We start from the raw sequence: 9,188 nt of genomic DNA, 5'->3' as shown, positions 1-9,188 counted from the left end.
GGGCCATCCGACCGGTCGGTCCGCCGGCGTTCGCGGGGTCGGGTCGGCTGTTCTGTGTCGTGGTCACGGCTGCCTCCTGGGGACCTCGGTCCGGCTGCGTCGACGTGCTCGACGAAAACGACGCTACTCCCGGGTGTTACCCAGGGGTAGCGTCGCGTGCACGTCCGATTTGGCGCGGACCGGCGCGGCTCAGTCGCCGGGCAGCACCTGCGGGTCGTCGTCCTCGTCATCGATGTCGTCCTCGCCCCAGTTGCGGCGGGCGAACGGCAGGAACGCCCAGAAGGTCAGGAACCAGAGCGCGGTGACGCCGCTGAGCAGCAGCGCGATCTCCCGGTTCAGCACGAAATCGGTGACCAGCAGCACCGCGCTGACCATGGAGACCAGCATGAAGGCGAGGCCCACGCTGGCCATCCGGTGCGCGAACCGGACCAGCTCCGGCTTGCGGCCCTGCCGGAACAGCGCGCGGTGGAAGGCCACCGGCGAGATGATCATGGCGGCGGACGCGGCGGCGGCGAGCAGGCTGACGATGTAGACGTCCTTCTGGAACCCGCTGGTCCGGCTGAACCCGTTGCTGAACGGCAGGGTGAGCAGGAAGGCGAAGAGGATCTGCACGCCGGTCTGCGCGACCCGCAGCTCCTGGAGCAGGTCGGCGAAGTTGCGCTGCCAGCGCTGCTTCTCGGACTCCTTGGACACCCACAACCTCCCGGAAGACGGTACTGCCGGCGGAGAACACTCCGTCGGCAGCAACGCCAGTGCCCGGCCCGGCCGGTCGCGAAACTCGTTCAGGCCCCGCGGCGGATGCGGCCCGCGTACCGGGCCTCCAGCTCGGCGTTGTGCTCGTCGCCGCCGGTGATGTTGGCCGAGAGGTAGACCGGGGGCTGCTCCCCCGCGGCCAGCAGCCGGGCCACCACCTCGGCCACGATCTGCTGGGCCAGCAGCGCGGCGGTGATCGAGGAGACCGCGCCGACCGCGCCACCCTCGGGCAGCGGCAGGGTGGCGTCGCCGTATGGGGCGCCGTTGTCCAGCACCACGTCGGCGAAGTCGGCCAGCTTGCGCCCGCTGGGGTGACGGGAGGTCATCCGGGCGGAGTGCGCCGCCGAGGTGATCGCCACCAGGGCGTGCCCGCGCTCCTTCACGATGGACGCGAACTCCACCATCGCGCCGTTCACGCCGGAGTTGGAGGCGAGCACGAAGACGTCCTGCGGACGGACCGGGGCCAACTCGAAGAGGCGGTGCGCCACCGCCGGCTCGCGTTCCAGCTTCGGGCCGAGCACGTCGACCGGCTCACCGCCGTAGAGGACCAGGTCCCGCAGGGCGATCCGGTTGGTCGGCACCAGCCCGCCGGCCCGGCCGGCGATCTCCATGGCCAGGGCCTCCGAGTGCCCGGTGCCGAACGCGTGCACGACCCCGTCGGCGCGCAGCGACTCCGCGATCAGGTCCGCCGCCCGGCCGACGTTGTCGCGTTGCGCGGCGGCCACCCGGCCGATCGTCTCGGTCACCACCGCCAGGTACGCCTCGGCACTCACCGTCATGATTCCTCCGTCCGTCGGTTCCGGGCCAGCCAGTCCACCGCGAAGTCGACCGCCACCCGCTGTCTCACCAACCGGCCCGTGCCGTCGCCGACCGGCCCGAGCCGTACCGCACCGGTCGCCTCCAGGTCGGCGCCGAGCCGGGCGAACCCGTCGTCGTCCATCCGCACGTCGTCCCACCACACCCACTCCCGCCCGCCGTCGGCGGTGCGCACGGCCGCGCCGTGGCGCTGCCGGGGCGGCGCGGGTTGCCGGTACTCGGCCAGGTGCAGCGAGGTGTTGCGGCCGTGGTCGACGCCGAGCAGCAGCACGTCGGCGTCGAGGTCGTGGAGGCGGCCCAGCGGCGAGGACTCGCCGAGCATGTCGGCGAGCGCGTGACCGGCGACGATCCGCTCGGCGGCCGGCCCGAGCGCGGCGAAGGAGACGTACGGATGGTCGCTGCGCCGCGTCCCCGGCCAGGTGCGGACCAGCTCCGCGAACGCGCCCATGAACCGGCTCGGGGTGACCGCCGGGTCGAAGCCGGGCAGCTCCGCCCGGATGACCGGCCACCAGTCCGCCGGCACCGGCGGGTTGGTCCAGCCCGCCGGGTCGCTGTTCTCCGGGGTGTGGGTGGGCACCACCACGGTGCCCGCCGGCCCGAGCACCTCGCGCAGGGCGAGCAGCACCGCCTCCGGCCCGCCGCACAGGAAGCCGAGCGCGCGCAGACCCGCGTGCACCAGCACGGTCCCGCCGGGGCGTACGCCGAGGGCGCGGAGCTGGGCGGCGAGCGACGCGGGGGTGTGCGGGCGGGCCGGCGCGGCGGCGGAGATCATCGGCCGACGCGGGCGAGGATCGCCTCGGCCAGCGGCGCGGGCGCCTCGTCGGGGATCCAGTGGGTGACGCCGGTGAGGGTGACGAAGCGGAAGTCGCCGGTCACGTGCCCGGCGCACGCCGCGGCCGCGGTCCGGCCGATCGCGATGTCCCGGTCGCTCCAGACGAACGTGGTCGGCACCGCGACCGGTCCGACGGCCTTCATGTCCGCCCCGGTCATGGCGCGGTACCAGTTCAGGGCGGCGGTCAGCGCGCCGGGCTCGCGCATCGGGTCGGCGTAGCGCGCCACCCGGCCGGCGTCGCCAACCCCGGAGAGCATCCGGCGCAGCGCGGTGGCCCGGAGCGCGAGCAGCACCTTCTCCGCCTTGCCGGGCCTGCGGAACAGCGCGATGTAGGAGGAGCGGGCCTTCTGCTGTGGGTCGGTGGCCAGCGCGTGCCCCATCGCCGCCGGGTGCGGCACCGAGACCGCGGTCAGCGAGCGCACCCGCTCGGGCCGCGCCGCGGCCAGCCCCCACGCCACGATCGCGCCCCAGTCGTGGCCGACCAGGTGGGCCGCGGTCACCCCGAGCGCGTCCAGCAGCGCGGCCGCGTCGGCCACCAGCTCCGGGATCCGGTACGCCTCGACCGCCGCCGGCCGGGCGCCCGGCGAGTAGCCGCGCTGGTCGGGCGCGTAGGTGCGCAGGCCGGCGGCGTGCAGCGCGGGCACCACCTCGTCGAACTCGCCGCCGTGCTGGGGGAAGCCGTGCAGCAGCAGGACCGGTTCGCCGTCCTCGGGGCCGCCGGTGCGTACCTCGAACGTCAGACCTCGCGCGTCGACCCGCATGATCGCCACCCTACCCAGCCGGGCCCGCTGTCGATCGCCCTGCTGGGCCGCCACCGCGGGTCGGTGCTAGCGTCTGCGGGACAACTTCACATCCGACAGGGGAGCGCACAGCGCTGAGAGTGCGGGCCGGTGCCCGCAGACCCTCGAACCTGATCTGGGTAATGCCAGCGCAGGGAGTTCGGTCGACCTCCAGCCGCGCCGCCGTCCGGTGATACCGGGCGCGGCGTGCGTCTTCTCCTGGTTCCTCGTCTGGACTGGGAGCTCACCAATGGACAACAGCAACCGCTGGCGCACCATCGACATCGTGGTCGCCTCGGTGATCGCGGTCGCCTTCGGCGTCATCTTCTGGGCCTGGGGCCTGGTCTGGGGCGCCACCGACGCCGCGTTCGCGTTCTTCCCGCCGGCGCAGACCCTCATCTACGGGGTCTGGCTGGTGCCGGCCGTCCTGGGCGGTCTGGTCATCCGCAAGCCCGGCGCCTCGCTCTACTGCGAGCTGGTGGCGGCGATCATCTCGGCGCTGCTGGGCAGCCAGTGGGGTGGGATCGTCATCGTGCAGGGGCTGATGCAGGGGGTCGGCGCGGAGGTGGCCTTCGCCGCGTTCCGCTACCGCAGCTTCCGGCTGCCGACGGCTCTGCTGGCCGGCGCGCTGACCGGCCTGACCGCGGCGATCTTCGACTTCGTCTACTGGAACAAGACCTACGACCTGACCAGCTACCGCATCCCGTACGCCCTGCTGACCATCGTCAGCGCGGCGATCATCGCCGGCCTCGGCAGCGTCGCCCTGACCCGCGCCCTCGCCAACACCGGCGTCCTGGACCGCTTCCCCGCCGGTCGCGAGCGCGCCGCGGTCTGACCGCCACCGTCGACCGCGTTGATCAAGGAGTTTGCGTCGGCCGAGGCGGTTTTCCTGACGCAAACTCCTTGATCAACAACGCTGGGGCCGGATGGAAGGGGGTGGCGTGGTGAGCGGGGTGCAGCTGCGGGGGTTCGGGTGGCGGCACGCGGGGCGGAAGGCGTGGGCGGTGCGGGGCGTGGACCTGCGCGTCGAGGCCGGCGAACGGGTGCTGATGCTGGGGCCGTCGGGGGCGGGGAAGAGCACGCTGCTGGCCGCGCTCGCCGGGCTGCTGCCCGAGGACTCCGGCGAGCAGGAGGGCACCGTCGAGATCGACGGGCTCGACCCGCGCAAGGCCCGGGAACGCGTCGGCATCGTCTTCCAGGACCCGGAGACGCAGCTGGTGATGGCCCGGGCCGGCGACGACGTGGCGTTCGGGCTGGAGAATCGGGGCGTACCGGCCGAGGAGATCTGGCCCCGGGTGGACGAGGCGCTGCGCCGGGTCGGGTTCCCGTACCACCGGGACCGACCCACGGCCGCGCTCTCCGGCGGCGAGCAGCAGCGCCTCGCTTTGGCCGGGGCGCTGGCCCTGCGCCCGGGGCTGCTGCTGCTCGACGAGCCGACCGCCAACCTCGACCCGGCCGGCGCCACCCTGGTCCGGCGGGCCGTCGCCGACGCCCTCGACGCCGACACCACGCTGATCCTCGTCGAGCACCGGGTGGCCGAGGCGTTGCCGCTGGTCGACCGGGTGGTGGTGCTGGAGCCCGGCGGCGGGGTGCGGGCCGACGGGGCGCCCGAGGCGGTCTTCGCCGCGCACGGCGACGCGCTCGCCGTGGCCGGGGTCTGGGTGCCGGGCCACCCCGTGCCGCCCCGGCCCGCCACCGCGCCGCCCGGCGCGGCGTTGCTCACCGCCGACCGGCTCGGCCTGCCGCCCCGGCTGGCCCCCACCGACCTTCAGGTACGCGCCGGCGAGGCGCTCGCCGTGCTCGGCCCGAACGGCGCCGGCAAGTCCACCCTGGCGCTGCTCCTCGGCGGCCTGCTCCGCCCGGGCACCGGTACGGCCACCGCCACGGCCGCCTTGGCCGGCACGGACGCCCGTACGCCCCCGCACCGCTGGCGGGCGCCCGCCCTGGCCCGGCGGATCGGCTCGGTTTTCCAGGACCCGGAGCACCAGTTCGTCACCGGTACGGTCCGCGACGAACTGGCGCTCGGGCCGCGCCGCACCGGACAGGACGAGGCGGCCGTACGGGCCACCGTGGACGCGCTGCTGGAGCGGCTCGGCCTGGCCCGGCTGGCCGGCGCCAACCCGTACACCCTCTCGGGCGGCGAGGCGCGGCGGCTTAGCGTGGCGACCGCCCTGGCCACCGCGCCCCGCCTGCTCATCTGCGACGAGCCCACCTTCGGCCAGGACCGGCGGACCTGGCGGGAGCTGGTCGACCTCTTCGCCGAACTGCGCGACGCCGGCCACGGCGTCGTCGCGGTCACCCACGACCCGGACTTCGTCGCGGCGCTGGCGGACCGGACCGTCACCCTGGAGCGATCATGATCGGGGTCGAGCCGGTCGCCGTGCCGGGTGCGCCGCTGGCCCGGCGCAATCCGGTGGCGAAGCTGGCCGCCGCGCTGCTCTTCTCGTTCATCCTGATCGCCACGCTGGACCCGGTGGCCCCGGCGATCGCCATCGCGGTCGAGTTGGCGGTGCTGCCGCTGTTCGGCGTCCGCTACGGCGTGCTGGCCCGGCGGGCCTGGCCGTTGCTGGCGAGCGCCGGCGGCATCCTGGTCACCCTCGTGCTGTTCGCCGCGGACCGGTCCGGCCCGGCGCTGGTCGAGGCCGGGCCGGTGCTGGTCACCCAGGGGGTGCTGGTCACCGCGCTGGGGCTGGTGCTGCGCATGCTCGCGGTGGCGCTGCCGGGGATCATCGTCTTCGCCACCACCGACGCCACCGACCTGGCCGACGCGCTGATCCAGAACGCGAAGGCGCCGGCCCGGTTCGCCATCGGCGCGCTCGCCGCGTTCCGGCTGGTGCCGCTGCTCGAACAGGAGTGGCGGATGATCAGCATGGCCCGGCGGGCCCGCGGGGTGGACGCCGGCCGTGACCCGGTGGCCCGGCTGCGGCTCTTCGTGTCGACGGCGTTCGCCCTGCTGGTCGGGGCGATCCGGCGGGGTACCCGGCTCGCGGTGGCGATGGACGCCCGCGGGTTCGACGCCGGCACCCCTCGTACGGTGGCCCGGCGGCAGCGCTTCACCATCGCGGACGGGCTGCTGGTCCTCGGCGCGGCGGTGCTGGCCGGCGCGGCGCTGGCGGTCAGCGTCGTGCTGGGCACCTTCCGCCCGCTGATCGGCTGACCCTCGGCCACCGCGAGTCAAGCCACCGCCTACCGTCGGAGCTGGGCCACCCCACTCCGGTACGCCAGCACCACCGCCTGCACCCGGTCCCGCACCCCGAGCTTGGCGAAGATGCGGTTCACATGCGTCTTGACGGTCGCCTCGCCGACGAAGAGCTGTTCGGCGATCTCACCGTTGGACAGGCCGAGCGCCATCATCCGCAGCACCTCGGTCTCCCGCGTGGTCAGCTCGGCGAGGCCGGGGTGCGCGACCACGGACGCCGTCGCGGTGTAATGGTCGATCAGGCGCCGGGTGATCGACGGGGAGAGCAGGGCATCGCCCCGGGCCGCCGTGCGCACCGCCTCGGCCAGTTCCCGCGGTGGCGTGGTCTTGAGCATGAACCCGGAGGCCCCGGCCCGCAGCGCCCGGTAGACGTACTCGTCCAGGTCGAACGTGGTCAGCATGATGATCCGGGTCTCGCCGCGGGCGGCCAGGATCCGCTCGGTGGCGGCGATCCCGTCGGTGGGCGCCATGTGGATGTCCATCAGCACCACGTCCGGGGCGAACCGGGCCGCGAGCTGGACGGCTTCCTCGCCGTCGGCGGCGTCCCCGACGACCTCGAGATCGGGCTGCGCCGTGAGGATCATGCGCAGGCCGCCGCGCACCAACGCTTCGTCGTCGGCGATGAGCACCCGGGTCATCCGCCGGTCCCCGTCGTGGCGAGCGCGGCGGCCGACGCCTCGGCGTCGAAGGGCAGCTCGACGCGCACCTCGAAGCCGCCCTGCGGGCGAGGGCCGGCGGTGACCGTGCCGCCGAACAGCTCCGCCCGCTCCCGGATGCCGGTCAGGCCGTGGCCGGTGCCGGTGCCGCGCCGGGCCGGGCTTGTCCCGTCGTCGACGACGCACAGCCGGACACCGTCGCCGGCCACTTCGAGGGCGACCCGGACGGTCGCCCCCGGCGCGTGCCGGGCGGCGTTGGTCAGCGCCTCCTGCAGGATCCGGTACGCGCTGACGTCGGCGGCGGCGGGTACCGCGTCGAGGTCTCCCGTGACATTCAGCTCGACCTGGCCGCCGGCGAGGCGTACGCCGGCGGTCAACGGGTCGAGTCGGCGCAGCGAGGGCAGCCCGTCCGGGGCCGGCTCGGCGCCGCGGAGGATGACGAGCAGCCGGCGCAGCTCGGTGACCACTTCGCGCCCGACGCCCTGCACCGCGTCGAGAGACGCTCGGGCCTGCGCCGCGTCCGAGTCCAGCACCGCCTGCGCCGCGGCCGCCTGCAGCACCATCACGGAGACCCCGTGCGAGACGATGTCGTGCAGTTCCCGGGCCACCCGCAGCCGCTCGTCCGTCCGGGCCGCGGCCTCCCGCTCCGCGGCCAGCGCCACCAGCCGCGCCGCCTGCGCCCGTCGCATCCGCACGGCGTACCCGGGGCCCAGTACGGCCAACCCGACGAACAGAATGAAGATCCAGTCGGAGTCGCCGGCCATGGCGTTCTCGATCCCCAGCGGGAGAAAGTAGCTGACCGCGGCGACCGTGAAGGCCCCCTTGCCGCCCACCGCGACACAACCGAAGGCGGCGGCCAGCAGCGCCAGCAGCGGCACGACCGGCCACTCCGGTAGGACGGGCGTGAAGCTCTGCGCGGTGAAGCAGGCGCCGGCGAGAACGGCGGCCGCCCTGGGATACGACGTGCAGCCGGCCACCGCGAGGCCGTAGCCGACCAGCAGCACGGTGAGCACGGCGAGCCAGGCGGCGGGAAGCGCGGCCAGGTCCGGCCCCTCCCCCTCGACGTAGCCGGCCAGCGGGACGTAGAGCTCGGCCACGCCGAACGCGAGGAGCGCGGCACCGGCAAGCGCGGTCGCCACCTCGCGCCACCGGGCACGGACGTCGGAAGCGACGGACATGCCGGAAGGGTAGCGACGGCGACCGGGGGTGCGCGTCCACCCACGGGTGTAGCGACGGCCAACGGACCTCCACCCGCGGATCAACTTCCACGCCGACGACCCGGCCCCGGTGCGGCTCCTAGCGTCCCTGCGACGACTTCGGAAGGAGACTTCGATGGACGACAGCAACGGACGGCCGACCGGCCGTCGACTCACGGCGGCCGGCCTGCTCGCCGGCGGCGTGGTCTACGGCGTGGCGAACGCCTTTTACTGGGTGATGTTCCCCGACGACGTGGCCGACACCGCCGACAACGTGGCGGTGGCCGCCGGGCACCTGGGCGCGTGGCGGGTGGAGACGATCCTGTTCGCCCTGGCCCACCTGCTGCTGCTGCCCGCGACGCTGGGGCTGGCCGCCACCATGGGCCGGCGCAAGCCGGTGGCCGCCACCGTCGGCGGCGGCGCGGCCCTGCTCGGGCTCTACTTCTCCACCGTCCACCTGTGGCAGTACAACGCCTTCTTCGGGGCGCTGGCCGGCGGCGACGTGGCGGCGGGGGCCGCCCGGCCGGTGACCACGGCGATCGACGGGGACCCGTTCGTCATGGCCTCGTTCGGCGTGTGGCTGCTCGGTTGGCTGGTCGGTCTGCTCGTGCTCGCCTTCGGCGCCTGGCGGGCCCGGCTGGTGGCGCTCTGGGTGCCGCTGGTCCTCACCGCCGGGCAGGTACTCGACCTGGTCGGCTCCGGCGTGCCGGTCAAGGTCGCGGTGAGCGTGCTGATGGTGGCCGGCTTCGTCGGCTTGGCCCTCGGCGTCAAGCGCTCCGGTACCGCCGAGGCTCCGGCCGGTACGGCGGCCCCGGCGACCGCCGCGGCCTGACCCGGGCGCGGGGGGGGGCCCGCACACCCCCCCCCCCCCCCCCCCCCCCCCCCGCCCCCGGCACCCCCCCAGGCCCGCGGCCGTGGGGGGGGGGGGGTTGACGGCGGAGGGCGGGGGGGCCCCCG

General features: G+C 74.8%; 10 protein-coding genes and 1 riboswitch. Of the genes, 4 read left to right on the top strand and 6 right to left on the bottom strand.

Translation table 11 applies throughout. The features are described 5' to 3' along the window. Positions 1–189 precede the first annotated feature (189 nt). The 4 genes from ACWEVO_RS20460 to ACWEVO_RS20445 form a co-directional block, all read right to left on the bottom strand. Positions 190–693: a DUF6328 family protein gene (locus tag ACWEVO_RS20460; RefSeq protein WP_452309117.1), complete on the bottom strand. Its 504-nt coding sequence runs from the start codon at positions 691–693 to the stop codon at positions 190–192. An 89-nt stretch (positions 694–782) separates the two neighbouring features. Next, positions 783–1,532 (bottom strand): sugar isomerase domain-containing protein, encoded by a 750-nt coding sequence (locus ACWEVO_RS20455; protein ID WP_452309116.1) that lies wholly within the window; start codon positions 1,530–1,532, stop codon positions 783–785. Continuing rightward, positions 1,529–2,341, bottom strand: a complete 813-nt coding sequence (locus ACWEVO_RS20450; protein ID WP_452309115.1) for an aminoglycoside N(3)-acetyltransferase — start codon at positions 2,339–2,341, stop codon at positions 1,529–1,531. Before ACWEVO_RS20450 ends, ACWEVO_RS20455 begins: the two co-directional genes overlap by 4 nt. Further along, the gene (locus ACWEVO_RS20445) at positions 2,338–3,162 is read right to left on the bottom strand and encodes an alpha/beta fold hydrolase (RefSeq protein WP_452309114.1); all 825 of its coding nucleotides are present in this window, start codon (positions 3,160–3,162) and stop codon (positions 2,338–2,340) included. The genes ACWEVO_RS20450 and ACWEVO_RS20445 overlap by 4 nt, the downstream gene beginning before the upstream one ends. Positions 3,163–3,249: 87 nt before the next feature. After that, positions 3,250–3,356, top strand: a riboswitch (TPP riboswitch). Positions 3,357–3,430: 74 nt separating this feature from the next. Here ACWEVO_RS20445 and ACWEVO_RS20440 point away from each other — a divergent pair. The 3 genes from ACWEVO_RS20440 (at position 3,431) to ACWEVO_RS20430 (ending at position 6,337) form a co-directional block, all read left to right on the top strand. Continuing rightward, on the top strand, positions 3,431–4,015 hold the full coding sequence (locus ACWEVO_RS20440; RefSeq protein WP_452309113.1) for an ECF transporter S component: 585 nt from the start codon (positions 3,431–3,433) through the stop codon (positions 4,013–4,015). A 109-nt stretch (positions 4,016–4,124) separates the two neighbouring features. After that, complete coding sequence (locus ACWEVO_RS20435; protein WP_452309112.1) at positions 4,125–5,540, top strand: ABC transporter ATP-binding protein; 1,416 nt, start codon at positions 4,125–4,127, stop codon at positions 5,538–5,540. After that, complete coding sequence (locus ACWEVO_RS20430) at positions 5,537–6,337, top strand: energy-coupling factor transporter transmembrane component T family protein (protein ID WP_452309111.1); 801 nt, start codon at positions 5,537–5,539, stop codon at positions 6,335–6,337. Before ACWEVO_RS20435 ends, ACWEVO_RS20430 begins: the two co-directional genes overlap by 4 nt. 29 nt (positions 6,338–6,366) lie before the next feature. Here the strand turns inward: ACWEVO_RS20430 and ACWEVO_RS20425 are convergent, their stop codons facing one another. Then, positions 6,367–7,017, bottom strand: coding sequence for a response regulator (locus ACWEVO_RS20425; RefSeq protein ID WP_452309110.1), 651 nt, complete (start codon positions 7,015–7,017; stop codon positions 6,367–6,369). Then, positions 7,014–8,213, bottom strand: a complete 1,200-nt coding sequence (locus ACWEVO_RS20420; protein ID WP_452309109.1) for a sensor histidine kinase — start codon at positions 8,211–8,213, stop codon at positions 7,014–7,016. The genes ACWEVO_RS20425 and ACWEVO_RS20420 overlap by 4 nt, the downstream gene beginning before the upstream one ends. Positions 8,214–8,367: 154 nt before the next feature. Here ACWEVO_RS20420 and ACWEVO_RS20415 point away from each other — a divergent pair, with 154 nt between their 5' ends. Next, entirely contained in the window at positions 8,368–9,063 is a 696-nt protein-coding gene (locus ACWEVO_RS20415; protein WP_452309108.1) for a hypothetical protein, read from the top strand. Positions 9,064–9,188: the final 125 nt, after the last annotated feature.

The organism is Micromonospora sp. NPDC003776 (assembly GCF_053605645.1).
The sequence above is the reverse complement of the archived record's forward strand: the minus strand, read 5'-3'. Positions and strand labels throughout refer to the sequence as shown.

Coding starts and splice junctions, on each gene's coding strand:
- ACWEVO_RS20425 (WP_452309110.1), bottom strand. CDS start 7,017: ATGACCCGGGTGCTCATCGCCGACGACGAAGCGTTGGTGCGCGGCGGC.
- ACWEVO_RS20415 (WP_452309108.1), top strand. CDS start 8,368: ATGGACGACAGCAACGGACGGCCGACCGGCCGTCGACTCACGGCGGCC.
- ACWEVO_RS20430 (WP_452309111.1), top strand. CDS start 5,537: ATGATCGGGGTCGAGCCGGTCGCCGTGCCGGGTGCGCCGCTGGCCCGG.
- ACWEVO_RS20455 (WP_452309116.1), bottom strand. CDS start 1,532: ATGACGGTGAGTGCCGAGGCGTACCTGGCGGTGGTGACCGAGACGATC.
- ACWEVO_RS20445 (WP_452309114.1), bottom strand. CDS start 3,162: ATGCGGGTCGACGCGCGAGGTCTGACGTTCGAGGTACGCACCGGCGGC.
- ACWEVO_RS20440 (WP_452309113.1), top strand. CDS start 3,431: ATGGACAACAGCAACCGCTGGCGCACCATCGACATCGTGGTCGCCTCG.
- ACWEVO_RS20420 (WP_452309109.1), bottom strand. CDS start 8,213: ATGTCCGTCGCTTCCGACGTCCGTGCCCGGTGGCGCGAGGTGGCGACC.
- ACWEVO_RS20450 (WP_452309115.1), bottom strand. CDS start 2,341: ATGATCTCCGCCGCCGCGCCGGCCCGCCCGCACACCCCCGCGTCGCTC.